The sequence below is a fragment of the Streptomyces sp. NPDC031474 genome, from assembly GCF_055581185.1.
Map to the genome: position 1 here is coordinate 21,021 of NZ_JBVIJX010000040.1, position 23,859 is coordinate 44,879.

21 protein-coding genes and 1 pseudogene are annotated in these 23,859 nt (G+C 70.9%); 17 read left to right on the forward strand and 5 right to left on the reverse strand.

Features of this window, described 5'->3' with window-relative positions:
- Window positions 1–9: 9 nt before the first annotated feature.
- The 3 genes from ACZ5SK_RS45700 (at window position 10) to msrA (ending at window position 2,676) form a co-directional block, all read left to right on the forward strand.
- Complete coding sequence (locus ACZ5SK_RS45700) at window positions 10–723, forward strand: GntR family transcriptional regulator (RefSeq protein ID WP_334574537.1); 714 nt, start codon at window positions 10–12, stop codon at window positions 721–723.
- Between the two features lie 79 nt (window positions 724–802).
- A complete protein-coding gene (locus ACZ5SK_RS45705) occupies window positions 803–1,969 on the forward strand; it encodes an NAD(P)/FAD-dependent oxidoreductase (protein WP_468155858.1) in 1,167 nt (388 codons plus the stop codon).
- A gap of 194 nt (window positions 1,970–2,163) precedes the next feature.
- Window positions 2,164–2,676 (forward strand): peptide-methionine (S)-S-oxide reductase MsrA, encoded by a 513-nt coding sequence (gene msrA, locus ACZ5SK_RS45710; RefSeq protein WP_334574534.1) that lies wholly within the window; start codon window positions 2,164–2,166, stop codon window positions 2,674–2,676.
- A gap of 98 nt (window positions 2,677–2,774) precedes the next feature.
- Here msrA and ACZ5SK_RS45715 read toward each other — a convergent pair whose 3' ends face one another.
- A complete protein-coding gene (locus tag ACZ5SK_RS45715; protein WP_334574532.1) occupies window positions 2,775–3,563 on the reverse strand; it encodes an IclR family transcriptional regulator in 789 nt (262 codons plus the stop codon).
- Window positions 3,564–3,693: 130 nt separating this feature from the next.
- On the opposite strand from ACZ5SK_RS45715, the gene ACZ5SK_RS45720 reads away from it, so the two are divergent.
- The 3 genes from ACZ5SK_RS45720 (at window position 3,694) to ACZ5SK_RS45730 (ending at window position 7,517) form a co-directional block, all read left to right on the forward strand.
- Window positions 3,694–4,653 (forward strand): 5-dehydro-4-deoxyglucarate dehydratase, encoded by a 960-nt coding sequence (locus ACZ5SK_RS45720; protein WP_361709669.1) that lies wholly within the window; start codon window positions 3,694–3,696, stop codon window positions 4,651–4,653.
- 144 nt (window positions 4,654–4,797) lie between these two features.
- Window positions 4,798–6,135 (forward strand): gluconate:H+ symporter, encoded by a 1,338-nt coding sequence (locus tag ACZ5SK_RS45725; RefSeq protein WP_334574528.1) that lies wholly within the window; start codon window positions 4,798–4,800, stop codon window positions 6,133–6,135.
- A gap of 50 nt (window positions 6,136–6,185) precedes the next feature.
- Window positions 6,186–7,517, forward strand: a complete 1,332-nt coding sequence (locus ACZ5SK_RS45730; RefSeq protein ID WP_334574526.1) for an enolase C-terminal domain-like protein — start codon at window positions 6,186–6,188, stop codon at window positions 7,515–7,517.
- Here the strand turns inward: ACZ5SK_RS45730 and ACZ5SK_RS45735 are convergent.
- Entirely contained in the window at window positions 7,514–8,395 is an 882-nt protein-coding gene (locus tag ACZ5SK_RS45735) for a LysR substrate-binding domain-containing protein (protein ID WP_334574524.1), read from the reverse strand. The two genes, ACZ5SK_RS45730 and ACZ5SK_RS45735, sit on opposite strands and share 4 nt — an antisense overlap.
- Window positions 8,396–8,466: 71 nt before the next feature.
- Here ACZ5SK_RS45735 and ACZ5SK_RS45740 point away from each other — a divergent pair, with 71 nt between their 5' ends.
- Genes ACZ5SK_RS45740 through ACZ5SK_RS45750 form a run of 3 tightly spaced genes read left to right on the forward strand, consistent with a single transcriptional unit; the run spans window position 8,467 to window position 11,008 of the window.
- The gene (locus tag ACZ5SK_RS45740; protein WP_334574522.1) at window positions 8,467–9,672 is read left to right on the forward strand and encodes a thiolase family protein; all 1,206 of its coding nucleotides are present in this window, start codon (window positions 8,467–8,469) and stop codon (window positions 9,670–9,672) included.
- The gene (locus tag ACZ5SK_RS45745) at window positions 9,669–10,364 is read left to right on the forward strand and encodes a 3-oxoacid CoA-transferase subunit A (RefSeq protein ID WP_334574520.1); all 696 of its coding nucleotides are present in this window, start codon (window positions 9,669–9,671) and stop codon (window positions 10,362–10,364) included. The genes ACZ5SK_RS45740 and ACZ5SK_RS45745 overlap by 4 nt, the downstream gene beginning before the upstream one ends.
- Window positions 10,361–11,008 carry a 3-oxoacid CoA-transferase subunit B gene (locus tag ACZ5SK_RS45750; protein WP_334574518.1) on the forward strand — a complete coding sequence of 216 codons (648 nt, stop codon included), beginning with the start codon at window positions 10,361–10,363 and terminating at the stop codon, window positions 11,006–11,008. Before ACZ5SK_RS45745 ends, ACZ5SK_RS45750 begins: the two co-directional genes overlap by 4 nt.
- A 128-nt stretch (window positions 11,009–11,136) precedes the next feature.
- On the opposite strand, the gene ACZ5SK_RS45755 is transcribed toward ACZ5SK_RS45750, so the two are convergent.
- Window positions 11,137–11,877 carry a PDC sensor domain-containing protein gene (locus tag ACZ5SK_RS45755; protein ID WP_334574517.1) on the reverse strand — a complete coding sequence of 247 codons (741 nt, stop codon included), beginning with the start codon at window positions 11,875–11,877 and terminating at the stop codon, window positions 11,137–11,139.
- Window positions 11,878–11,920: 43 nt separating this feature from the next.
- Window positions 11,921–12,670, reverse strand: coding sequence for a FadR/GntR family transcriptional regulator (locus ACZ5SK_RS45760; RefSeq protein WP_361709679.1), 750 nt, complete (start codon window positions 12,668–12,670; stop codon window positions 11,921–11,923).
- 212 nt (window positions 12,671–12,882) lie between these two features.
- On the opposite strand from ACZ5SK_RS45760, the gene ACZ5SK_RS45765 reads away from it, so the two are divergent.
- The 4 genes from ACZ5SK_RS45765 (at window position 12,883) to ACZ5SK_RS45780 (ending at window position 18,017) form a co-directional block, all read left to right on the forward strand.
- Window positions 12,883–14,400 carry an APC family permease gene (locus tag ACZ5SK_RS45765; RefSeq protein WP_334574515.1) on the forward strand — a complete coding sequence of 506 codons (1,518 nt, stop codon included), beginning with the start codon at window positions 12,883–12,885 and terminating at the stop codon, window positions 14,398–14,400.
- A gap of 79 nt (window positions 14,401–14,479) precedes the next feature.
- Window positions 14,480–15,955, forward strand: a complete 1,476-nt coding sequence (locus ACZ5SK_RS45770) for an aldehyde dehydrogenase family protein (RefSeq protein WP_334574514.1) — start codon at window positions 14,480–14,482, stop codon at window positions 15,953–15,955.
- Window positions 15,956–15,957: 2 nt separating this feature from the next.
- On the forward strand, window positions 15,958–16,437 hold the full coding sequence (locus ACZ5SK_RS45775; RefSeq protein ID WP_334574513.1) for a dirigent protein: 480 nt from the start codon (window positions 15,958–15,960) through the stop codon (window positions 16,435–16,437).
- A 29-nt stretch (window positions 16,438–16,466) separates the two neighbouring features.
- On the forward strand, window positions 16,467–18,017 hold the full coding sequence (locus tag ACZ5SK_RS45780; RefSeq protein WP_468577909.1) for a PucR family transcriptional regulator: 1,551 nt from the start codon (window positions 16,467–16,469) through the stop codon (window positions 18,015–18,017).
- Between the two features lie 7 nt (window positions 18,018–18,024).
- Here ACZ5SK_RS45780 and gabT read toward each other — a convergent pair whose 3' ends face one another.
- Window positions 18,025–19,401, reverse strand: coding sequence for a 4-aminobutyrate--2-oxoglutarate transaminase (gabT, locus tag ACZ5SK_RS45785; RefSeq protein ID WP_468577911.1), 1,377 nt, complete (start codon window positions 19,399–19,401; stop codon window positions 18,025–18,027).
- Between the two features lie 206 nt (window positions 19,402–19,607).
- Between gabT and ACZ5SK_RS45790 the strand changes: the two genes are divergently transcribed.
- The 4 genes and pseudogenes from ACZ5SK_RS45790 to ACZ5SK_RS45805 form a co-directional block, all read left to right on the forward strand.
- Entirely contained in the window at window positions 19,608–21,113 is a 1,506-nt protein-coding gene (locus tag ACZ5SK_RS45790; protein ID WP_468417149.1) for an aldehyde dehydrogenase family protein, read from the forward strand.
- Window positions 21,110–22,255: a CaiB/BaiF CoA transferase family protein gene (locus ACZ5SK_RS45795; protein ID WP_468577913.1), complete on the forward strand. Its 1,146-nt coding sequence runs from the start codon at window positions 21,110–21,112 to the stop codon at window positions 22,253–22,255. Before ACZ5SK_RS45790 ends, ACZ5SK_RS45795 begins: the two co-directional genes overlap by 4 nt.
- Before the next feature lie 51 nt (window positions 22,256–22,306).
- The gene (locus ACZ5SK_RS45800) at window positions 22,307–23,485 is read left to right on the forward strand and encodes an acyl-CoA dehydrogenase family protein (protein ID WP_334574504.1); all 1,179 of its coding nucleotides are present in this window, start codon (window positions 22,307–22,309) and stop codon (window positions 23,483–23,485) included.
- A gap of 94 nt (window positions 23,486–23,579) precedes the next feature.
- Window positions 23,580–23,759, forward strand: a pseudogene (locus ACZ5SK_RS45805) (3-hydroxyacyl-CoA dehydrogenase NAD-binding domain-containing protein); the annotation flags it as partial.
- Between the last annotated feature and the right edge of the window lie 100 nt (window positions 23,760–23,859).

Here is a 23,859-nt window from a genome sequence, read left to right on the forward strand (position 1 = left end):
GGTCGAAATGTGACCGTGCCGCTTTACGTACAGATCAGGCGAGAGATCGAAGCGAAGATCCGGGCCGGGGGTCTGCCTCCCGGTGCGCGGCTGCCGACCGAGAAGGACCTCTCCACCCAGTACGGCGTCAGCCGTGCCACAGCCCAACGGGTCCTCAACGACCTGGCCGAGGCGGGACTGGCGATCCGCCGGCGGCGCCATGGAACGTTCGTCGCGGACGTGCGGCGGCAGATCAATCTGCTCAACTTCGTCACCCCCGCCACAGCGGCGAAGGGCGTACCGGGCAGACACGAAGTCGTTTCCGCGCGGATCGTCAGGGCCGCCGACGCCGTCCTGACGCTTCCGGGCGCCCCGGCCGACACGGCCGTGGTGGAACTGGTCCGGCGCAAGCTCGACGTACGCGAGGAGCCGCAGTCCGTCGAGCGGCACGTCGTTCTCTTCGCGGCCGCCCCCGACCTGCTGAACGAGAACCTCGAAGACGTCGTCACCCTCCCGTATCTCCAGCGCAGAGGAGTGCCGATCGACGCGATCCGGGTGTACCTCGACCCGGTGAGCCTCGATGAGCACGACGCCGCCCTGCTGCACAGCGAGGTCGGAACACCCGCGCTGATGAGGCGCAGGGAGTTGCGGGCCGACGACAAAAGCACCGTCGAGGTGGTCACGACCGTCGTCCGTCCGGGAACCGCCGAGTTCTTCCTGGAGCTACCCGTCCCTGCCGTGTGAACAGCGTGGCCGCTGCCGCTGCCGCTGCCGCTGCCGCTGCGGCTGCTGCCGCCGCTGCGAGAAAGGATGTGTGCACACAATGAAGGTCATCATCATCGGCGCCGGCGTGCTGGGCGTGAGCGTCGCGAGGCAACTAGCCCTCGCCGGCGAAGACGTTCTCCTGGTCGATCGGTCGGGAGCCGGCACCGGTACGACCGCGACCACCTTCGCGTGGACCAACTCCAGCCGGAAGCCCGACCCGGACTACCACCGGCTGAACCTCGCAGGGATGCAGGAGCACGCCAGGCTGGCCGAGCAACTGCGCGGCGCGCGGGCGTACTTCCCCAGCGGGGCGCTGCAGTGGGCGGACGCCGCAAGCGAGCAGTGGCTCGCCGACAACGTGGAACGCCTGCGGACGCTGGACTACCCCGTCCACTGGGTCACGCCCGCCGAAGCGACGCGGATCGCGGGCGACCTCCGGATCCCGGCGACCATCACGGCCATCGCGCACTTCCCCAGCGAGGGATACGTTCTGCCGGAGCTCTTCGTCGACCGCTTACTGGCGGACGCCGAGCGGCACGGAACCACGTGTGTGATCGGCGAGGCCGTCGCCATCGACGACGGGCCTGATGGAGTGTCCGTCACCCTGGCCGGAGGCGAGGTCCGCAGGGGCGACCGGGTCGTCCTGGCGGCAGGCCGCTGGACGGAACGGCTCGCCGCGCGGGCCGGGATCGACATCCCCATGGTGACGGGCGCCGGGCGCGGGGCGCCTACCGTCGGTCTACTCGGGTACGCCACGTCGCCGGAAGTCGACCTGCGCTGTGTGATCCACAGCCCCGGCCTCAATCTCCGCCCTGCGGGCGCAGGGCATACCGTCCTGCAGGCTCTCGACCTGAACGCCGACGTCGATCCCGACGACCCCCCGTCCGCGGACGGCGACATGGCGCGCACCCTCGCCCGGCGGTTCTGCGCACTGCTGCCCGGCCCGAGCCGGGCGCCGAGGATCGGCCTGCGGGTCGGCCTGCGGTCATTGCCCGCGGACGGCCACACCATCGCCGGCTACGCCTCCGCGCAGTCCCGCGTCTACTGCCTCGTCTCGCACAGCGGGGTCACCCTGGCGCCGATTCTGGGCCCCCTGGTCGCGACCGAGATCACAACCGGCCAGGAGCAGGACCTCCTGCGGGCCTTCCGGCCCACACGCTTCACCGGCGCCGGGCGCTCCCACGCCGAGGTGGATCAACGCGCCACCGGACTGGGCGAGCAGTAGCCGACCGCCCCCACCGGGATCCCCCCGCGCGAGGAGATCTTGAAGAGGCCGCAGGACGACGGTGGGGCCTGTTGACGGGGGCGCGGAATTGTTGAGGCCTCTCATGTGCTGTTGTAGCCACAAAGGCAGAGACGCCGACGGTGTGCGAGCGATCATCGCCAAGGGCCGAGGCGACGGACTGAGAAGGAGCCGACATGGCAGCGCAGACGCAGCGAGCCGTGCTTGCGGGCGGATGCTTCTGGGGGATGCAGGACTTGATCCGCCGCCTCCCGGGCGTGACGGCGACCCGGGTCGGATACACCGGGGGTGACGTGGCGAACGCGACGTACCGTAACCACGGCACCCACGCGGAGGCCATCGAGATCCTCTTCGACCCCCAGAAGACCGACTTCCGCACGCTCCTGGAGTTCTTCTTCCAGATCCACGACCCGAGCACCAGGAACCGCCAGGGCAACGACATCGGCCTCAGCTACCGCTCGGCGATCTACTACGTCGACGACGAGCAGAAGCGGATCGCCGAGGACACCATCGCGGATGTGGACGCCTCCGGTCTGTGGCCGGGCAAGGTCGTCACCGAGGTGGAGCCGGTGGGGCCCTTCTGGGAGGCCGAGCCCGAGCACCAGGACTACCTGGAGCGTTACCCCGAGGGCTACACCTGCCACTTCCCGCGCCCGGGGTGGCGGCTTCCCGTCCGCGCGGAGGGCTGAACCACACCGCCGCCGGCGTGAGCGCGCGATCCGCGCGTGAGCGCCGGCGGTACCGCGACAGGCGCCGTCCGGGGGCAGATGCCGCCCGGAACGCAGCCTTAGCGCCAGTCGGGTGCGCCTGAGACCGGCGGTACATGAGTTTCGATCTTCGCTCGTATCTCCCGCATCACGGAGACGATGCGGACCTCGTGGTCCGGGGTCAGCCGGGCCACCGGGACCGAGCAGCTGACGGCGTCGGCGGCGGGTACGTCGTAGCGCAGGGCGAAGGCGAAGCCGGCGATACCGGTCACGGTCTCCTCGCGGTCGATGGAATAGCCGCGCTCGCGTACCTCGGCCAGGTCGGCCAGCAGCGCGGCACGCTCGGTGTGCGTGTTCCGCGTGAGGGCGGTCAACGGATCATCAGCGATGGGTAGTTCGTCGTCGGCGCGTTCGGCGAGCAGCGCCTTGCCGAGGGCGCCGGCATGGGCCGGGATGCGGCGGCCGACCCGGCTGATGGTGCGCAGGTACTCATGGGACTCGCGGGTGGCGAGGTAGACGACGTCCGGGCCGTCGAGCCGTGCCATGTGGATCGTCTCGCCGAGCGCGTCCGAAGCCTCGTCGAGATAGGGGCGGACGGCACGGATACGCCGGTCGCCGTCGAGGTAGCTGGTGCCGGTGAGCAGCGCGCGGATGCCGATGCCATAGAGGGAGCCGGTGGCGTCGGCGCGGACCCAGCCGCAGTCGACGAGGGTCTGGAGCAACTGGTACATGCTGCTGCGCGGCACGCCCAGGTCCTCCGCGAGCTGGTCCAGGCGCGAGGGCTGCTCGCCCCGGGCGGCGAGCAGTTCCAGCAGCGCGACGGTCCTGGCCGCCGACTTCACCCCGCGGACACCTTTGCCCTCCGACATGGGCCCATCGTAGATCCGCGTCTCGTGGATCCGAGTCAATCCGTGTCCGCACACCCATTGACCCCTCTCGTTCACGGACCTAGCCTCCATCTACATACATGGATGGCATCTGCATACAGGGACGGGATGTATGACAAGGGTCAGCGCGGACGTCGCAACGGTCACCCAGCGGCTCCGTGACGGAATGACGAACGGGGTGCTGTCCTTCCCCCTCACGAGCTTCCGGGACGACGGCGGCCTCGACCTGGACGGGTACCGCGCGTACCTGGCCGACCGATTGGCCACGGCGCCCGGCGCGGTGTTCCCGGCCTGCGGGACCGGAGAGTTCTTCTCGCTGGACGAGGACGAGTACCGGGCGGTGGTGAGGGCGACGGTCGAGGTCGCCGACGGGCGGTTGCCGGTGGTCGCGGGCATCGGCTACGGCTGGGCGCAGGCGCTGCGGTTCGCCCGTATCGCGGAGGAGGCCGGCGCGGACGCCGCGCTGGTGCTGCCCCACTATCTGGTCGCGGCCCCGCAGGACGGTCTGGTGGAGCAGTTGCACCGGATCGCCGCCGGGACCCGGCTGCCACTCATCGCGTACCAGCGCGGCCAGGTCACCTTCACCGCCGACGGCGTGCGCCGGATCGCACGGATCCCCACCGTCGTCGGCCTGAAGGACGGACACAGCGACCTCGACCGGCTCCAGCGCCTCACGCTGGCCGCACCCGACGGCTTCCTCTTCTTCAACGGAGCCGCGACCGCCGAGATCCAGGCCCGCGCCTACGCCACCGTCGGTGTCCCCGCCTACTCGTCGGCCGTCCATGCCTTCGCGCCCGAGATCGCGAACGCCTTCTTCGCCGCCCTGCGGGACGGGGACGACGCGGGTGTGACCACGTTCCTGCGCGAGTTCTACGTCCCGCTGGTCGAACTGCGTGACCGGGTGCCGGGCTACGCCGTCTCCCTGGTCAAGGCCGCGGCCCGGCTCCGCGGCCTCCCGGTCGGCCCCGTGCGCGCCCCGCTCACCGAGCCCGGCCCGACCGACCTCGCCGACCTGGAGAAGGTGCTGGACCACGGACTGAGCCTGGTCGGCGCCGTACGACGGTCCTCTTGACGGAGCCGGGCGGCCCTTGGCCGCCCCGGGCCGCCCCCCACCGGTCTTTCGCCTCGCCGCCCCATGCGCCGCCCCATGCGCCGGTGCGGCGACGCGGAGTCGGCGGAGCCTCCGACCGCCCCTACGGTTCAAGGGAGAACTGTCATGCCCCTGCTCGTAGTCGGGATCAGTGTCCTGATCCTGCTGCTGCTCATGACCAGGCTCAAACTCAACGGCTTCGCGGCCCTCCTGCTCGTGGCCGTCGGTGTCGCACTGGTCCGAGGCATCCCGGTGGCGACCATCCCGGACGTCCTCTCCGAGGGCATCGGGGGCCAGATCGGCGACACCATGCTCACCATCGGACTCGGCGCCATGGTCGGCCGCGTCATGGGGGATTCCGGCGCGGCGCAGCGGATCGCCGGCAAGCTCCTCGACGCCTTCGGCCCGCGCGGGGTCCAGGTCGCCATGGTGGTCACGTCCATGCTGATCGGCGTGACCATGTTCTACGAGGTCGCCTTCATCATCATCGTGCCCGTAGCGTTCACCCTGGTCAGGGTCACCGGGGCGAAGCTGCTGTGGGTCGGTCTGCCGATGTCCATCGCCCTGTCCACCATGCACAGCTTCCTGCCGCCGCACCCCGGCCCCACCGCCGTCGCCGCGACCTTCCACGCCTCCGTCGGACTCACCCTGTTCTACGGTCTGTTCATCGCGATCCCCGCCGGTGCGCTCATCGCCCTGGTCTGGCCCCGCCTTCCGTTCATCCGGGCGATGAACCCGTCCATCCCCAAGGGCCTGGTCACCGAGCGCGAGTTCACCGACGAGGAGATGCCCGGCCTCGGCTGGTCCCTGTCCGTGGCGCTCTTCCCCGTCGTGCTGATCGTGGCCGCCGCCGTGACCGACATGGCCACCTCCGCAGAGACCCCGCTCCTGCACACCGTCGCCTTCATCGGCTCCGCCCCGGTCGCGCTGCTGCTGACCCTGTGTCTGGCGGTGTGGGCGTTCGGACCGCGCATCGGCCGCAGCCTCGAGGAGGTCGGCGCGTCCTGCACCTCGGCGGCCCAGGCGATGGCGATGATCCTGCTGGTGATCGGCGCCGGCGGGGCCTTCAAGAACGTCCTCGTCGAAGGCGGCATATCCGACTACATCAAGGACGCCACGGACAGTTGGTCCATCTCGCCGATCATCCTCGCCTGGCTCGTCGCCGTCATCCTGCGCATCGCGCTCGGCTCGGCGACGGTCGCCGTCGTCACGGCCTCCGGCGTGGTGCTGCCGCTGCTGGCGGCCAGCGGGGTTCACCCGGAGATGATGGTGCTCGCCGTCGCCTGCGGTTCCATCGCGTGCTCCCATGTCAACGACCCGGGATTCTGGCTGTTCAAGGAGTACTTCAACCTTTCCGTCACCGAAGCGATCAAGGTCCGTACGTCCTATACGACGGTGCTCGCGATCCTCGGCCTGGGCGGCGTCCTCCTGGTCGAGTGGACCCTGGACGTCCTCAGCCTGTAACCCGACTGATCCATGGCAACTGCCCCATCACACAAGGGATTTGGCCCAGCATGAGCAGCCAGCCGACCGTCACCGAGTTCGCCGTCTACCCCGTCGCCGGCCGCGACTGCATGGAGCTGAACCTCTCCGGCGCCCACGGCCCCTACTTCACCCGCAACGTCGTCGTCCTCAAGGACTCCGAGGGCCGTACGGGACTGGGGGAGGTGCCCGGCGGCGAGAAGATCACGCAGACACTGCGGGACGCCCAACCCCTCGTCCTGGGTGCGAAGGTGGGTGACTACAAGCGCGTCCTGCGCGAGATCGGGGACCGGTTCGCCGACCGCGACGCCGGGGGGCGGGGCGCCCAGACCTTCGACCTGCGGACCACCGTCCACACCGTCACCGCCGTCGAGTCGGCGCTCCTGGACCTCCTTGGTCAGCATCTCGACGTGCCGGTCGCGGCACTCTTGGGCGACGGCCAACAGCGTGACTCCGTAAGGGTGTTGGGCTACCTCTTCTACGTCGGCGACCCGGACCGCACCGATCTGGAGTACGCCCGTCAACCCGACTCCCCGGTCGACTGGTACCGCATCCGGCACGAGGAGGCCCTGACCCCGGAGGCGATCGTCCGCCAGGCCGAGGCCGCCTACGACCTCTACGGATTCCAGGACTTCAAGCTCAAGGGCGGTGTCCTGGAGGGCGCCGAGGAGGTCAAGGCCGTACGGGCGCTGAAGGACCGCTTCCCCGCGGCCCGGATCACCCTCGATCCGAACGGCGCGTGGTCCCTGCGCGAGGCGATCGAGCTGTGCCGTCCCCTCCTCGGCACGCTCGCCTACGCCGAGGACCCCTGCGGAGCCGAGGGCGGCTACTCCGGACGGGAGATCCTCGCCGAGTTCCGTCGTGCCACCGGCCTGCCCACCGCGACCAACATGATCGCCACCGACTGGCGTCAAATGGCCCATGCCCTGGCTCTCCAGTCGGTCTCCATCCCGCTCGCCGACCCGCACTTCTGGACCATGCAGGGCTCTGTGCGCGTGGCGCAGCTGTGCAACGCCCTGGGCCTGACCTGGGGTTGTCACTCCAACAACCACTTCGACATCTCCCTGGCCATGGTGACCCACTGTGGGGCCGCGGCCCCGGGCGAGTACAACGCCCTGGACACCCACTGGATCTGGCAGGAGGGTCTGGAACGGCTCACCACCGCCCCACCGCGCATCGTCGGCGGCGAGATCGCCGTCCCGGACGCGCCGGGCCTGGGCGTCCAGCTCGACATGGACCGGCTTCTCGCGGCCCACGACCGCTACCAGGAGAAGGCGTTGGGAGCCCGCGACGACGCCGTCACCATGCAGTACCTCGTCCCTGACTGGAAGTTCGACAGCAAGCGTCCCTGCCTGGTGCGCTAGAACGCTGCACGGATGATGGCCACGGTGCGTGCCAGGTGAGGCTCCGAGCGGTCGGCGCGATGGGCGACGGCCAGTTCCACGCGTGCTTCGGCGCCGATCAGCGGTAGGTAGGCGACGCCGTCGAGCGTCAACGCGGTCACCGGTTCGGGCACGACCGCGACGCCGAGGCCGCCGGCCACGAGCGTCACCAGCGTCGAGGTCTCGCCGACCTCGTGGCGGATGTGCGGCTCGACGCCCGCGTCGCGCAGGAGCCCCAGGACGACGTCGTACATCACCGACCGGCGGTCGGCGGAGTGCACGATCAGGTCGGCGCCGGCGAGGTCTGTGACCCGCAACCGCTTTCGGCGGGCGAGGGGGTGGCCGGCCGGTACGGCGACGACGAGCCGGTCCCGGCGCAGGGTGTGCACGGTGAGGGAGAGATCGGCCGCCGGCGGTCGCAGCAGCGCGACGTCGATCGCGCCGGTGCGCAGCGCCTCGACCTGGTCGGGTGCGAGCATCTCGCCGCGGAAGGAGAAGTCCACGCCGGGAAGCTCCTCCGTGAGCCGGCGCGAGAGCGCGGGCAGGAGGCTGTACGTCGCCGAGCCCACACACCCGATCGCGAGGTGGCCCACCGAGCCGGCGGCGACGAGCCGTGCGTGCTGGGCGGCCTCGTCGACGTCGGCGAGGATCGCGCGCGCCCGCTCCAGGTAGGCCCGGCCGGCCTCGGTCAGGTCGACCCGGCGCGTGGTGCGGTGCAGCAGCTCGACGCCGAGCTCGGCCTCGAGCTGGCGGATCTGCTGGGAGAGCGGGGGCTGGGCCATGTGGAGCCGCTCGGCGGCCCGGCCGAAGTGGCGTTCCTCGGCCACCGCCACGAAATACCGCAGGTGGCGCAGATCCATATGTCGTCCATATCAATCGGCTCGGATATGCGTACTTCAGGATATCGCGGCCCGGTATTAGCGTCTGTGCCATGAGTGCTTTCATCTACGCCGCGACGCGGACGCCGTTCGGCCGCTTCAACGGTGCGCTGGCCGGCGTCCGCCCGGACGACCTCGCCGCCGCCGCGATCACCTCGACGCTCGCGAAAGTGCCTGCCCTGGACCCAGCCGCGATCGGCGACGTGGTGTGGGGCAACGCCAACGGCGCAGGCGAGGAGAACCGCAACGTCGGCCGCATGGCCGCGCTGCTCGCCGGCCTCCCGGTGAGCGTGCCCGGCACCACGGTCAACCGGCTGTGCGGCTCGAGCCTCGACGCGGCGATGACGGCCAGCCGGACCATCGAGTCCGGTGATGCCGAGGTGGTGCTGACCGGTGGCGTCGAGTCGATGACGCGCGCGCCGTGGGTGCTGCCCAAGTCGGCGAAGCCGTTTCCGGTCGGCGATGTCACCGCGGTCTCCACCACGCTCGGCTGGCGGCTGGTCAACCCGCGGATGCCCAAGGAGTGGACGGTCAGCCTCGGCGAGGCCAACGAGCAGCTCCGGGAGCGCTTCGGGATCTCCCGCGAGCGGCAGGACGAGTTCGCCGCCCGCTCCCACCAACTCGCCCACGCCGCCTGGGAGTCGGGCTTCTACGACGACCTGGTGGCGCCGGTGGACGGCGTCGAGCTGACCCGCGACGAGGGCATCCGGGCCGGATCCACGCCGGAGGTGCTGGCCGGGCTCAAGCCGGTCTTCCGCACACCGGAGCAGGGCGGCACCATCACCGCGGGCAACGCCAGCCCGCTCAACGACGGCGCTTCCGCGGTCCTGCTGGGCAGTGAGAAGGCTGCGGCCACGATCGGGGCCGACCCGATCGCCCGGATCGCAGGCCGCGGCGTGATGGCGCTCGAGCCGCAGGCCTTCGGCTATGCCCCGGTCGAGGCCGCGAACCGTGCGCTGGCCCGGGCCGGGATCGGCTGGGACCAGGTGGGCGCGGTCGAGCTCAACGAGGCCTTCGCCGTGCAGTCGCTCGCCTGCCTCGACGCGTGGAAGATCGACCCCGCCATCGTCAACCGGAAGGGCGGCGCCATCGCGATCGGGCACCCGCTGGGCGCCTCGGGCGGTCGCATCCTGGCCACCCTGGCCAAGGTGCTGCGCGAGACGGGGCAGCGCTACGGCGTCGCCGCGATCTGCATCGGGGTCGGCCAGGGCCTGGCCGTCGTACTGGAGAACTGCGACGTCACGGAGTCGGTCCGATGAGCCGGGCGGAGATACTCGAAAACGCCGACGCGGCGGTCGCCGGGATCGAGGACGGGTCCACCGTCCTCGTCGGCGGCTTCGGCCTGGCCGGGATGCCGTTCGACCTGATCGACGCGCTCATCCGGCAGGGCGCCAAGGATCTCACCATCGTGTCCAACAACGCCGGCAACGGCGACGTCGGACTGGCCGCGCTGCTGGCCGCCGGCCGGGTGCGCAAGGTGCTCTGCTCCTTCCCGCGCCAGGCCGACTCCTGGGTCTTCGACGACCTCTACCGCGCGGGGAAGATCGACCTGGAGGTGGTGCCGCAGGGCAACCTCGCCGAGCGGATGCGTGCGGCCGGCGCCGGCATCGGCGCGTTCTACTGCCCGACCGCGGTCGGCACGCCGCTGGCGGAGGGCAAGGAGGAGCGGGTGATCGACGGCCGTAGGTACCTGCTGGAGTACCCCATCAAGGGGGACTACGCGCTGATCGCCGCGCATACCGCGGACACGCTGGGCAACCTCGTCTACCGCAAGACCGCCCGCAACTTTGGGCCGGTCATGGCCACGGCCGCGACGACGACCATCGTCCAGGTCGGCGAGGTCGTCGAGCCCGGGAAGCTCGACCCCGAGGCCGTCGTCACCCCGTCCATCTACGTCGACAGGGTCGTCCAGGTGACGGCCCGTCACTACACAGTGCAGGGGGCACGATGACCACCACGCCCACCGATCACCGTCTCTCGATGGACGAACTGGCCGCCGTGATCGCCCGCGACATCCCGGCCGGCTCCTTCGTCAACCTCGGCATCGGCCAGCCCACCAAGATCGCCGACCATCTGCCGGCCGACTCCGGGGTGGTGCTGCACACCGAGAACGGCATGCTCAACATGGGTCCGAAGGCCGAGGGCGACGCGATCGACCCCGACCTGACCAACGCCGGCAAGGTCCCGGTGACCGAGCTGCCCGGGGCGGCGTACTTCCACCACGCCGACTCCTTCGCCATGATGCGCGGCGGGCACCTCGACGTCTGCGTCCTCGGGGCCTACCAGGTCGCCTTCGACGGCGACCTCGCCAACTGGCACACGGGCAAGCCCGACGACATCCCCGCCGTCGGCGGCGCCATGGACCTCGCCATCGGCGCCAAGGACGTCTACGTGATGATGACCCTCTTCACCCGCTCCGGCGAGCCCAAGCTCGTGCCGCGGTGCACCTACCCGCTCACCGGCGTCGGCTGCGTCAGCCGCGTCTACACCGACCACGGCGTCTTCGACGTCGGCCCCGGGGGCATACGGATCCGCGAGACGTACGGAGTCACCGCCCATGACCTCGGGGAGCGACTCGGCATCGCGCTGTCCTAGGGCGCTTGCCGCGCAGCCGCGTACCAGCCAATGACTCGGCGCCGCCCCCTTGCGGCGGCGCCGAGGACGGGGCCGCCGCCCTCCGTTCGGCGGCCCCGTCCTCCATGTCGTGCCGTGTGATCGGCACGTCAGCCGGCGGAGGAGGGCTGTACCCGGATCACACTCCAGTCGACCTCCGGGGTTCGCACGGTGGCGCGCTCCACCCCCGCCGTGTCGCTCAGCAGTTCGCGTGCGATCTCACCGACGGCCCAGGTCGGGGTGTTGGCGGCCAGTACCCGGCCCTCGCCGGTGATCAGCACGGCTTCGCCGCCCAGGTGCTTGAGCGAGGGGACGACGATCTGTTCGAAGGCGGCCACCGGGACGTCGGCCCCGACGATTCCGATGAATTCACCGTCCACGGTCAGCGGCCGGGTGAAGGTGAGGATGTAGAGGCCGGCGCAGTGCAGGTCGACGTACGGTCCCATGACGGTGCCGTGCCCTTCGTCGCGGGGGATCACGAACCAGGGCTTGAGGGCGTAGTCGTAGAAACTCTCGCTGCGCGGGTCGAGGTTCAGTCGCAGCGGCCGGGAGTGCTGTTCGTCGACTCGCTGCCACCATTCCATGTGGAAGGCGGCGTCGGCGAGGATCCCGGGTGCGGTGACCACGCCCGTGCCGTTGAACCTGTCCCCCTGCCGACGCAGGAGCGTGTGGATCGCCGGCCGCAGGGCGGCGAGGTCGCCGGTCGCCGGTTTCCTGCCCTTTCGCCTCGCCGCGGTGAGGCGTGCTCGCGCGTCGGCCTCAAGGACGGCCAGCGCCGAGTACACGGAGTCCACCGCGTCCCGGATGGAAGCGCTGCACCGGCCGATGCCGGTGGCTGGGGTGCTGGTCATCGCGTGCTCCGTCAAGGAGGGCGGCGTGGGGTTCGCCACCGGGTCAGGCATCGGTCAACCGTAGGTGTGTGCGTACCAGATGGCGGGCGCCCGCCACGGTGTGTTCCTCGGCCAGCCGGCGCGCCGTCGTCGCGTCCCCGGCCACGATGGCGACCAGGATCTCGTGGTGCTGGTCGGCGAAGGCGGTCGCGTCGGGTCCGTCCCCGTCCTGCAGCCACAGCAGCGGCCCGAGCTCCGCCTGCAGCCGGACCTCCAGCCTGGTCAGCCGCACGGACTGGGCGGCGACGGCCACCTCGATGTGGAAGCGGGCGTCGGCCTTGCGCCGCTCGGCGGGGGACTCGGCCTTGCGCAGCGCCGTGACCAGGTGGTCGAGGCTCTTGGCCAGATCGGAGGGAGCGCGCTCGGCGGCGAAGCGGGCCGCGGTGCCCGAGACCGCGAACTGTTCGTCGCCCAGGTCACGCAGCTCGGAGATGCCGAGTTCCTTCAGGCGGGCCTGGTGGATTCTGGTCAGTCCCTCCTCCGGACTGCGGATGAAGCTGCCGCCGTTGCGTCCGCGCCGGGTCTCCACCAGCCCCTGCTCGCGCAGGATGGCCAGGGCCTCGCGCACGGTGCCGTTGGCGACTCCGAGCTGGCCGGCGAGGTCACTCTCGCTGGGGAGCTGTTCCCCGTCGGCCATCAGACCGATGGTGACTGCCTCAGCGATACGGCGGACCACCATGTCCGCCCGTCCGGAGTCGCTCAGGGGTGTGAAGACGGCACTCATCACCGGTGAGCGGCCGTCCACTGCCGCCACGGTTCCTCCTTGAGGGGTTTGCCGATCCGTAATGAGGAGATCGACTTCAGGCTACCAGCGAAACCATTGTCCTTTGAACTTCAATGTAGTAGGTTTTCGCCACTCGCGACGCCGGAAGTATTCCGGCCCGTCGGCCTCCCCCTGGCCCCGGCCCTGGTCCTGGTCCTGCCGACTCCCGCCGCAGCAGCGTGTTTCCCTCAAGGAGCCCGTCGATGAACGACGCCACGCAGTCCCCGCCAGCCACCGATGACGCCGACGCCCAGCGCCTGGCCGCCCTCGGCTACGAGTCCGAGTTCAAGCGGGACATGAGCCTGTGGGCCAACTTCTCCCTCGGATTCACCTACCTCTCGCCCGTCGTCGGCGTGTACACCCTGTTCGCGGCCTCCCTGATGGCCGGCGGGCCGCCGATGATCTGGGCCTTCGTGATCGCGGGCGTCGGCCAGCTGCTGGTCGCACTGGTCTTCAGCGAGGTGGTCGCCCAGTTCCCGGTGGCCGGCGGGGTCTACCCGTGGGCCCGCCGGCTGTGGGGCCGCAAGTGGGGATGGATGACGGGCTGGATCTACCTCTTGGCGCTGCTGTCCACCATCTCGGCGGTCGCCTACGGCGCCGGACCGTACGTGGCCGCGGTGTTCGGCTTCGCCTCCAGCACCACGACGACGATCCTGTGCGCACTCGGGCTCCTCCTGCTCGCCACCGTCATCAACTTCGGCGGCACCAAGGTGCTGTCCGCCGTCGCCGTGTTCGGTTTCGTGGCCGAGATCATCGGCGCGGTCGTGGTCGGCGCCTGGCTGCTGATCGCCAACCGCCACCACGGCCTGGGCGTGCTCTTCCACGGCTACGGCTCCCAGGGCGACCACTCGTACCTCTACGCCTTCGCCGCCGCCTCGCTCATCGGCGTCTTCCAGTACTACGGCTTCGAGGCCTGCGGCGACGTCGCCGAGGAGGTGCCCAACCCCGGCCGGCGCATCCCGACCTCGATGCGGCGCACCATCTACATCGGGGGAGCCGCCGCGACGGCGGTGTGTCTCGCCCTCATCCTCTCCGTCAGCGACTTCGGCGCGGTGATCTCCGGCAAGGACGCCGACCCCGTGACCACCGTGCTCACCGACGCCTTCGGCAGCGACGGAGCGCGCGTGGTCCTGGTCGTCGTCCTGCTCTCCTTCATCTCCTGCGCGATGAGCCTGCAGGCCGCCGCCAGCCGCCTGACCTACTCCTTCGCCCGCGACCGGATGATCGCCGGCAGCCGCGTACTGGCGACGTTCTCCGAGCGGCTGCGCGTCCCGCCGTACGCCCTGTTGCTCGCGGCCGTTCTTCCCGGGCTGCTCATCGTGGGCTCCGCGTACTCCGCCGACGCCCTGGTGAAGATCATCTCCTTCTCCACCCTCGGCATCTACCTGGCCTTCCAGATGGTCGTCCTCGCCTCGCTGCGCGCCCGGCTGCGCGGCTGGCGGCCGTCCGGCGAGTACCGGCTGGAGCGCTGGGGATTCCCGGTCACGGTCGGCGCCCTCGTCTACGGCGTCGTCGCGCTCGTCAACATCAGCTGGCCCCGCACGCCCGGAACGCCCTGGTACGACAACTACATCGTGCTGGTCAGCGGCGTGGTCGTGGTGGGCGTGGGCGCCCTGTACATGGCCCTGGCCAAGCCGCACGAACGCGGCGACGCCCCGGCGGGAGACGCGCTGACCGCAGCGGACACGCATGAATCGTCCTCGTCGCCCGCCTCCGTCTGAGGCGCGTCAGCAGCCCGGTCCGCTTCTCATCCGTCCGCCGCGCGCCGCGCGACGGTGACATCCAAAGGTGGAGACCAGCATGTCCACAACCCTGCCCACGAAGGCACTCGTCGACGGCTCCTGGCTGGACGGCGGCGCGGGCACCTTCCCCGTGCACTCGCCGCAGTCCGGTGAGCTCCTCGCCGACGTCACCCGGTGCGACGTCGACGACGTCGAGCGGGCCGTCGCCGCCGCCCGCCGCGCCCAGCCGCAGTGGGCCGCCACGCCCCTCATCGAGCGGGTCAAGATCCTGCGCCGGGTGCACGCGCTGTTCGCCGAACGGGCCGAGGAGGTCGCCCGGACACTGACCCTGGAGATCGGCAAGACCGTCGCCGAGGCGCGCGAGGAGGTCATCGAGTACGCGGCCCCCGCCTGGCAGAAGGCCGGCGAGGAGGTGCTGCGGCACCGGGGCCTGTCGTTCCCCTCCACGCAGGAGCAGACGAACAACAAGCGGCTGGTCATGAACTACCGTCCGCTCGGCGTCGTCGGTGTGATCACCCCGTACAACTTCCCCACCGACATCTCCTCGATCGCGCTGGCGCACATCGTCGCCGCCGGCAACACGGCCGTCTGGAAGCCCTCGGAGTTCGCCCCGATCAGCTGTAACCAGGTGGCGGAGATCTTCACCGAGGCAGGCCTGCCCGACGGCGTGATCAACGTCGTGCACGGGTTCGGCGACGTCGGTGCGGCCCTGGTCGACCACCCGGATGTGGACGGCCTGTTCTTCACCGGCTCCACCGCCACCGGCGAGCGCATCGCCCGTGCCGCGGCCCTGCGCCCGCACCTGCTCGAACTCGGCGGCGACGGGCCCTTCATCATCCTTCCCGACGCGGACATCGACGCCGCCGTGGAAGCGGCGGTCAACGGCTGCTTCTACTTCGCGGGCCAGGTCTGCACCTCGGCGGAACGGCTCCTGGTGCACGAGGCCGTGCACGACGAGTTCGTCACCAAGCTGACCGCCCGTGCCGCCCAACTCCGCGTAGGCGACCCCGCGTTGGAGGGCACCGACATGGGTCCGGTGCGCAACGAGGGCAGCCTGCGGCGCATCGCGGAGCATGTGCAGGACGCCCGCGACCGGGGCGCCGAGGTCGTGCAGTTCGGCAAGGAGGAGGGCCTGTTCTTCCCGGCGACGATCCTCACCGGCGTCACCACCGACATGCGCATCGCCCAGGAGGAGACCTTCGGCCCGGTCGCCCCGGTCATCAAGGTCTCCTCGGTGCAGGAGGCCGTGGAGATCGCCAACTCCAGCGACCTCGGCCTGATCGCCTCCCTGTGGACCCGGGACCTGGCCACCGCCTGGCACGTGGGCGAGGCCCTGCAGCACGGCACGGTCAACGTCAACGAGACCAGCAACTACTGGGACCAGCTCGCCCCCTTCGGCGGCACCGGCAAGAGCGGCGTCGGCCGCGAACTCTCCGGGTGGTTCCTCGACACCTTCACCGAGTCCAAGCTGCTCGTCTTCGACCTGGGCGACGGCGAACTGCGCAACAACCGCCGTGCCGAAGGGGGTTGGTGACCATGCGGAAGTCCCGTCTCGCGGGAGTACTCGCCGCCACCGCCTGTGCCGTTCTCGTCGTCGGTGTCTCCGTCGCACAGGCCGGCGACGACACCTCACAGCACCACGGCCGGACGGCCGCGTTCACCGTGCTGGAACACGCCGACACCGACACGGTCGTCGACCTCGGGCCCCACGGAGACAGCATCGGAGACACGCTGGCCTTCGCAAACCCGGTCTACGACACGCACGGCGCCCAGGTCGGCAGCGACCAGGGTTCCTGTGTCCGGACCGAGGTCGGAAGGTCATGGGAGTGCAGCTGGACGACCACGCTGAAGGGCGGCTCGCTCGTCGTCCAGGGCCCGTTCCACGACACGGCCGACTCCACCCTCGCGATCACCGGAGGAACCGGGAAGTGGCGCGGGGCACGCGGACAGATGCACCTGCACGCCCGTGACGCCAAGGGAAGCGCGTTCGACTTCGCCTTCCTGGTGACGTACTGAGGAAATACCTCCACTTCTATAAGTAACGGGTGGTGAGTGCGGTGGGTGTGCCGCTCGGCTGGCTGACACGCCATCAGGACCTGCGGCTGACCGTGCTGGCGGGCCGGGACGGGCTGGACCGGGACGTGGTCTGGGCGCACAGCATCGAACTCATCGACCCCGCACCCTGGTTGAACGGTGGTGAGCTCGTGCTCACCACCGGGCTCCGGCTCGTGGCGGCCCCGGACGCCTGCGAGGACTATGTCGCCCGGCTCGCGAAAGCCCAGGTGGCCGCACTCGGCTTCGGAGTCGGCCTGTCGCACGAGCGGGTGCCCGAACCGCTCGTCGAGGCAGCCGAAGGGGCCGGGCTGCCGCTGCTGGAGGTCCCGTTGCCCACGCCGTTCCTGGCCGTCACCAAGGCCGTCATGGAGCGCCTGGCCCAGCAGCAGTACGAGGGCCTCGTCCAGGCCTCGCGCATCCAGCCGCGGATGACCCGCGCCGCACTGCACGGCGGAGCCCAGGCGGTGGTCCGTGAACTGGCCGTCTCCACCCGCACCGCCGTCGCCCTGCTGGACCACGAGGGGCGGGTGCGCGCGGCCCATCCACCGGGTGCCGGAGCAGCCGAGACCGCCCGCTTCGCGGGCCTCGGCGGCCCGGAGCGGGCGACGGCCTCGGCGAGCTGCGACCAGGACGGTGTGACGGCCGTGCAGCAGGTCCGCGTGGGACCGCGGGTCCACGGCCGCCTGGTGCTGGTCGCCGAGCGCACCCTGACGCCGGTCGACCACCTCCTGCTCGGGCACGCGGCGTCGCTGGTCGCCCTGGAGGCGGAGAAGCCCCTGCGGTTGCGCGACGAGCAGAACCACGTCAACGGCCTGTTCCTGCGCCTACTGCTGGACGGCACCGTCCCCGCCGCGGTCGCTCGGGAGCATCTGGCCGAGGCCGGCTTTCCCGTCCGCGACGGCATCCGTGTCCTCTCCCTGCGCGGCGGCAGTCCACGCCAGGCCCTGGAGGCCGTCGGGACGCAATACGCGGAACGCGGCCTGCCCGTGTTCGGCCGGGTGTACGAAGGCTGCGCGGCGGTACTCCTGCCGGCCGGCCACGCGGCCACAGCACACACGGTCGTGGCCGGCGCGCGGGCCGGGCTCAGAGGGCACCTGTCGGCCGGCCTGAGCGCCGCCCACGACCTGGCCGAAGGACCCGCCGCGTTGACGGAAGCCATGAACGCGGCGTCGGTCGCCCAGACACGCGGTGGCTGCGACGTGGTGCTCTTCGAGTCGTTGGCCGGCGGATTGCTGGCTGCCCTGCCGGAGACGAGAAGGGTCCTCGCGACGCTGGCCGAGACCCAGCTCACTCCTCTCGCCGCGCACGACACCGTGCACGGCACGGACCTCCTCGTGTCCCTGCGCGCCTTCCTGGAGCACAACGGCGGATGGGAGGCGGCCTCGGCGGCGCTCGGCGTGCACCGGCACACCCTGCGCAGCCGCATGGAGCGCGTGCGGAGCGTGCTGGATGCGGACCTCGACTCGGCCCATGTGCGCGCCGAGCTCCTGCTGGCGCTGTCCGCATGGCAGAAGCCCGATGACCGCGGGCATCGCGGCTGACGGTCACTCAGGCGGTGGACGCCGCTTCGCCGGCGATGGCGTCCCCGAGGACGGACAACCCCTCCTTCAGCAGGGCGTCGGGGATCGACAACGGCGGCAGGAACCGCAGTACGTTGCCGTAGCTGCCGGCGGTCAGGACGAGCAGCCCGTTCTCGTGGCAGCGCCTTGCGATGCGGGCGGCCAGGTCGGGAGCCGGGACACGGTCGCCGGTCGGTTCGACGAGTTCGATGGCGATCATGGCGCCCCGGCCGCGTACCTCGCCGATCTCCCGGTACCGGTCGCCGAGTTCGTGGAGGGCTTCGAGCACGGTGTCGCCGATCTCCCGGGCGCGTGCCAGCAGATCGTGGGCCTCGATCTCCTCGAAGACACCGAGCGCCGCCTCGCAGGCCACAGGGTTGCCGCTGAAGGTCCCGCCCAGGCCGCCGGCCGGCACGGCGTCCATCAACTCGGCGCGACCGGTCACCGCACCCAGGGGCAGCCCGCCCGCGAGCCCCTTGGCGGTGGTGATCAGATCGGGCTGGATCCCCTCGTGCTCGCAGGCGAACATCCGGCCGGTGCGGGCGATGCCGGCCTGGATCTCGTCGACGATCAGCAGGATGCCGCGAGCCCGACAGATACCGGCGACGCGGTTCAGGAATCCCGGTGCCGGCACGACGAAGCCGCCCTCCCCCTGGATCGGCTCCACCAGCACGGCGGCCACGTTCTCCGCGCCCACCTGCCGGTCCAGCAGGTCCGCCAGTGCGTAGGCGGCCTCCTCGGCGCAGTTGCCCGGGCCGGTGGGCCAGCGGTACGGGTATGCCATCGGCGCCCGGTGGACCTCGGGGGCGAAGGGGCCGAAGCCCTGCTTGTAGGGCTTGTTCTTGGCCGTGAGGCTCATGGTGAGCAGCGTGCGGCCGTGAAAGGCGTGGTCGAAGACGACGACCCCCGGGCGGCCGGTGGCGGCTCGGGCGATCTTGACGGCGTTCTCCACGGCCTCGGCACCGGAGTTCACCAGGATCGTGCGCTTCTCGCCGGGTACGGGCGCCAGCTCGTTGAGTTTCTCGCAGACGTCCAGGTACGACTCGTAGGGGTTGACCAGGAAGCAGGTGTGCGTGAACCGGCGCAGCTGCGCCGCCGCCCGCTCCGCCACGGCCGGGGCGGAGTTGCCCACCGTGGTCACCGCGATGCCGCTGCCGAAGTCGATGAAGGAGTTGCCGTCCGTGTCGACGATCACCCCACCACCGGCCGCCTCGACGAACACGGGCAGGGTCGCGCCGACTCCGGCCGGCACGAGACGGCGCTGACGGGCCAGCAGTTCACGGGAGCGCGGGCCGGGGATCTCGCTCACGATCCGCCGGACCTGCGCGAGATCGGGACCGCCGGCCGGGCGGGAAGCACCGGACATGAATCGTCCTCCGGGGTGTGCAGGGAATGGGAACGCCGAGCCAAGCACCGCCATTCGCGCACGGCCATGGACGGATCGGCGTGCTGTGAGCGTGGGGTGCGGGACATCTCGTCGAGTGCGCCGCGGTGGGGCAGGTGTCGAGAATGACCACCTCACGATCCCGAGCCGCCCCAGGCGGCGGGTACGGACGCAGGAAAGGAAGGCCGATGCCACAGAGTGCGGGCGCCAGTGCGACGACAACGGGACTGTCCCGGTCCGCCCGGTCGCTGCGCCATCTGATCGCGGGGGAGTGGCGGTCCGGTGACGGCGACGAGTTCCTCGACGTCAGCCCGGCACGCCCGGACGAGACCGTGGCCGTGGGCCGCCTCGCCCGGGACCGTGACCTCGACCAGGCCGTCAGCGCCGCCCGGGACGCCTTCCCCCGGTGGGCGGCCACCCCGCACCACGTGCGCGGCCGGATCCTCGACCGGGCCGCCGACATCCTCGACGCGCACGCCGAGGAGTGGGGCGGGGAACTGTCCTGGGAGGAGGGCAAGACCCGGGCCGAGGGTGTGGGCGAGGTACGGCGCGCCGCGGAGATTCTGCGGTACTACGCGAGCGACGCGTCGCGCCCCGTCGGCGAGGTGTTCGCCTCACCGCGCCCCGGCGAGCAGATCCATGTGACGCACCGGCCGGTGGGAGCCGTCGCCGTGGTGACTCCCTTCAACTTTCCTGTTGCGATACCTGCCTGGAAGATCGCCCCCGCCCTCGGGTACGGCAACACGGTGGTCTGGAAGCCGGCCGGCCTCGTTCCGCTCCTGGCCGTACGTCTGGCCCAGGCGCTGGTCGAGGCGGGGCTGCCGGAGGGGGTGCTGTCACTGCTGCTCGGCGACGGAGCCCTGGGCGGCCGTCTCGTCGAACATCCGGGCGTGGACGCGGTGACCTTCACCGGCTCGACCTCCGTCGGCCGGAGCCTGATCGCCGCGTGCGGCAGGCTGGCCCGCCCTGTCCAGACCGAGATGGGCGGCAAGAACGCGGCCGTCGTCCTGGCCGACGCCGACCTGGAACTGGCGGCCGGCGAGGTAGTGGCGGGGGCCTTCCGCTCCGCCGGCCAGAAATGCACCGCCACCTCCCGGCTCGTCGTGCAGGAACCGGTCGCCGACGAGTTCCTCGCCCTGCTGACCGAGCGGGCCTCGGCCCTGCGCGTCGGTGATCCGCTGGCGGAGGGCACGGACATGGGCCCCGTCGTCTCGCTCCAGGCCCGGGAGACGATCCAGCGGGCGGTGGACGCCGGCCTCGCCCGCCCCGGGGTGGACCTCCTCACAGGCGGCCGCCCCTACGACGACGACCGCATGGCGGGCGCGTATGTGCAGCCCACGGTGGTCGAACTCGCCGGGGAGGATCCGCTGTGGCGCGAGGAGCTGTTCGGCCCCGTGCTCTCGGTGCGCCGGGCCCGCGACCTGCACGAGGCGCTCGCGCTCGCCGACGACAGCGAGTTCGGGCTCTCCGCGGCCGTCTTCACCGACGATCTGCGCGCCGTGACCGCCGCCACCGAGCGGCTCGACGTCGGCGTGCTCCACATCAACTCCGAGACGGCGGGCGCCGATCCGCACGTTCCTTTCGGTGGAGCGAAGCAGAGCGCGTACGGACCCAAGGAACAGGGGCGTGCGGCACGGGAGTTCTTCACCCGGACCAAGACCGTGTACGTACGCGCGTCGGGAGCGGCGCGATGACGCCGGGGCCCCTGTCCGGCCTGCTCGTCGCCGACTTCGGACGCGTCCTGGCCGCCCCGTACGCCACCATGCTGCTGGCCGACCTCGGCGCCGACGTGATCAAGGTCGAGCATCCGGTCACCGGAGACGACACCCGGGCCTGGGGACCACCCCACGCCCAGGGCGAAGCGACCTACTACCTGTCCGTCAACCGGAACAAGCGCTCCCTCGGCCTCGACCTGCGCGACGAGCAAGATCTGCGTCGGGCAACGGAGTTGGTACGGCGGGCCGATGTCCTCTTCGAGAACTTCCGGCCCGGGACCATGGACAAGTACGGCCTCGGCCATCACCGGGCCCGTGAACTCAACCCCGGGCTTGTCTACTGCTCGATCACCGGCTTCGGGGCACAGGCGGGAGCCGCGCTGCCCGGCTACGACCTGCTGATCCAGGCCGTCGGCGGCCTGATGAGCGTCACCGGACCGGCCCCCGGGCAGCCCGTGAAGACGGGTGTGGCCCTGGTGGACGTCCTGACCGGACTGCACGCGGCGATCGGTGTCCTGGCCGCGCTGAGGCACCGCGAGACCACCGGGGACGGCCAGCACGTGCAGGTCGATCTTCTGTCCTGCCTGCTGTCCAGCATGGTCAACCAGACCGGCGGCTACACCCTGGCCGGCCAGGTGCCGGGCATCCTCGGCAACCGCCACCCGTCGATCGCGCCGTACGAGGTCTTCCCCGCGCAGGACCGGCCGCTGGTCATCGCCGTCGGCAACGACCGGCAGTTCGCCGCCCTGTGCCAGGGGCTGGACGCATCGCACCTGATCGACGATCCACGATTCGCCACCAACACGGACCGAGTCGCTCACGTCGACGAACTCGCCGCGGAGCTGGGCGAGTTGCTGGCCACGAGGACCGCGGCCGAGTGGTTCGACCGTCTTACCCCGCTGGGTGTGCCCTGCGGTCCGGTCAACGACCTCGCGCAGGCCTTCGACCTCGCCGAAACGCTCGGACTGGGGCCGCGCGCCACGGTCACCGGACCGGATGGCGCCCCACTCCAGCTGGTCGCCAACCCGATCGGCCTCTCCGGTACACCGCCCCGCTACGAACGCAGGCCGCCCCGGCTCGGCGAACACACCGAGGACCTCACGGCCTGGCTGGATTCCTGACACCGGTCACCGTCCCCGACAAACGATCACCAGCACCCCCTGGAGCACATGATGAGCGGCGGCAAGCCGATGAAGGACCCTCTTGACCTGATCGCCTTCTCCTCCGTCCTGACCGACGAGGAGCGCGAGATCCAGGCCACCGTCGCCAAGTTCCTCGCCGACCGGGTCCGCCCGCACCTCGGCGAGTGGTTCGAGAACGCCCACTTCGCCCGCGAACTCGCCCCCGAACTCGGCAAGTTGGGCGTGCTGGGCATGCATCTGGAGGGGTACGGCTGTGCGGGTACCAACGCGGTCTCGTACGGCCTGGCCTGTCTGGAGCTGGAGGCCGCCGACTCGGGCTTCCGCAGCTTCGTGTCCGTGCAGGGCTCCCTGTCGATGTTCTCCATCTGGAAGTGGGGCTCCGAGGAGCAGAAGCTTCAGTGGCTGCCCCGGCTCGCGGCCGGTGAGGCCATCGGCTGCTTCGGCCTGACCGAGCCCGACTTCGGCAGCGACCCGTCCGGGATGCGCACGAAGGCCGTCCGGGACGGCGACGACTGGATCCTGAACGGCTCCAAGATGTGGATCACCAACGGCGGCATCGCCGACGTGGCCACCGTGTGGGCGCAGACCGAGGACGGCGTCCGCGGGTTCCTCGTGCCGCGCGGCACGCCCGGCTTCACCACCCGGGACATCAAGCAGAAGATGTCCCTGCGCGCCTCCGTCACCTCGGAGCTCTCCTTCGACGACGTACGGCTGCCCGAATCCGCCCGACTGCCGCACGCCGAGGGTCTGCGCGGCCCGCTGTCCTGTCTGAACGAGGCCCGCTTCGGCATCCTCTTCGGAGCCGTCGGCGCCGCCCGCGACTCGCTCCAGTCGGCCATCGACTACGCCGACGCGCGCGTCCAGTTCGACCGGCCCATCAGCGCCTTCCAGCTCACCCAGAAGAAGCTCGCCGACATGAGCGTCTCCCTGGGCGGCGCCGCCCTGCTCGCCCTGCACCTGGGCCGCCTGAAGGATCAGGGCCGTATCCGCCCCGAGCAGATCAGCGTCGGCAAGCTCAACAACGTACGGGAGGCACTCGCCATCGCCCGCGAATGCCGCACGATCCTCGGCGCCAACGGCATCTCCCTGGAGTACTCGCCGCTGCGCCACGCCAACAACCTCGAGTCCGTGCTCACCTACGAGGGCACCAGCGAGATGCACACCCTGGTCATCGGTCAGGCGCTCACCGGCCGGGCGGCGTTCCGCTGACCCGCTCCAGGCCCCGGTTCCGGACGCGAAGCGCGGCCCTTACGCGTCCGGAACCGGACCCAGCCCGTCCAGCCCAGCCGGCGAAAGAACTCATATGACCCTGTCACCGTCTCCCCACCCGCCCTCCGCCCCGCAGCACACCACCGGCGCGGACATCCGTCGCGTAGGCGTGGTCGGAGCGGGCCTCATGGGCAGCGGCATCGCCGAAGTCTGCGCACGCGCCGGCCTCGACGTGGTCGTCAGCGAGACCGGCCCCGCATCCGTGGAAGCGGGCCTAGGCCCAATACCAGTGACTTAAGGGATCGGGTCCCAGCTTCGTGGGACCTTGGTCGGTGGGTTGATCGGGGCTGTGCGCCAGTGCGGGGCGATGGCCA

Coding starts and splice junctions, on each gene's coding strand:
- ACZ5SK_RS45705 (WP_468155858.1), top strand. CDS start 803: ATGAAGGTCATCATCATCGGCGCCGGCGTGCTGGGCGTGAGCGTCGCG.
- msrA (WP_334574534.1), top strand. CDS start 2,164: ATGGCAGCGCAGACGCAGCGAGCCGTGCTTGCGGGCGGATGCTTCTGG.
- ACZ5SK_RS45715 (WP_334574532.1), bottom strand. CDS start 3,563: ATGTCGGAGGGCAAAGGTGTCCGCGGGGTGAAGTCGGCGGCCAGGACC.
- ACZ5SK_RS45720 (WP_361709669.1), top strand. CDS start 3,694: ATGACAAGGGTCAGCGCGGACGTCGCAACGGTCACCCAGCGGCTCCGT.
- ACZ5SK_RS45725 (WP_334574528.1), top strand. CDS start 4,798: ATGCCCCTGCTCGTAGTCGGGATCAGTGTCCTGATCCTGCTGCTGCTC.
- ACZ5SK_RS45730 (WP_334574526.1), top strand. CDS start 6,186: ATGAGCAGCCAGCCGACCGTCACCGAGTTCGCCGTCTACCCCGTCGCC.
- ACZ5SK_RS45735 (WP_334574524.1), bottom strand. CDS start 8,395: ATGGATCTGCGCCACCTGCGGTATTTCGTGGCGGTGGCCGAGGAACGC.
- ACZ5SK_RS45740 (WP_334574522.1), top strand. CDS start 8,467: ATGAGTGCTTTCATCTACGCCGCGACGCGGACGCCGTTCGGCCGCTTC.
- ACZ5SK_RS45745 (WP_334574520.1), top strand. CDS start 9,669: ATGAGCCGGGCGGAGATACTCGAAAACGCCGACGCGGCGGTCGCCGGG.
- ACZ5SK_RS45750 (WP_334574518.1), top strand. CDS start 10,361: ATGACCACCACGCCCACCGATCACCGTCTCTCGATGGACGAACTGGCC.
- ACZ5SK_RS45755 (WP_334574517.1), bottom strand. CDS start 11,877: ATGACCAGCACCCCAGCCACCGGCATCGGCCGGTGCAGCGCTTCCATC.
- ACZ5SK_RS45765 (WP_334574515.1), top strand. CDS start 12,883: ATGAACGACGCCACGCAGTCCCCGCCAGCCACCGATGACGCCGACGCC.
- ACZ5SK_RS45770 (WP_334574514.1), top strand. CDS start 14,480: ATGTCCACAACCCTGCCCACGAAGGCACTCGTCGACGGCTCCTGGCTG.
- ACZ5SK_RS45775 (WP_334574513.1), top strand. CDS start 15,958: ATGCGGAAGTCCCGTCTCGCGGGAGTACTCGCCGCCACCGCCTGTGCC.
- gabT (WP_468577911.1), bottom strand. CDS start 19,401: ATGTCCGGTGCTTCCCGCCCGGCCGGCGGTCCCGATCTCGCGCAGGTC.
- ACZ5SK_RS45790 (WP_468417149.1), top strand. CDS start 19,608: ATGCCACAGAGTGCGGGCGCCAGTGCGACGACAACGGGACTGTCCCGG.
- ACZ5SK_RS45795 (WP_468577913.1), top strand. CDS start 21,110: ATGACGCCGGGGCCCCTGTCCGGCCTGCTCGTCGCCGACTTCGGACGC.
- ACZ5SK_RS45800 (WP_334574504.1), top strand. CDS start 22,307: ATGAGCGGCGGCAAGCCGATGAAGGACCCTCTTGACCTGATCGCCTTC.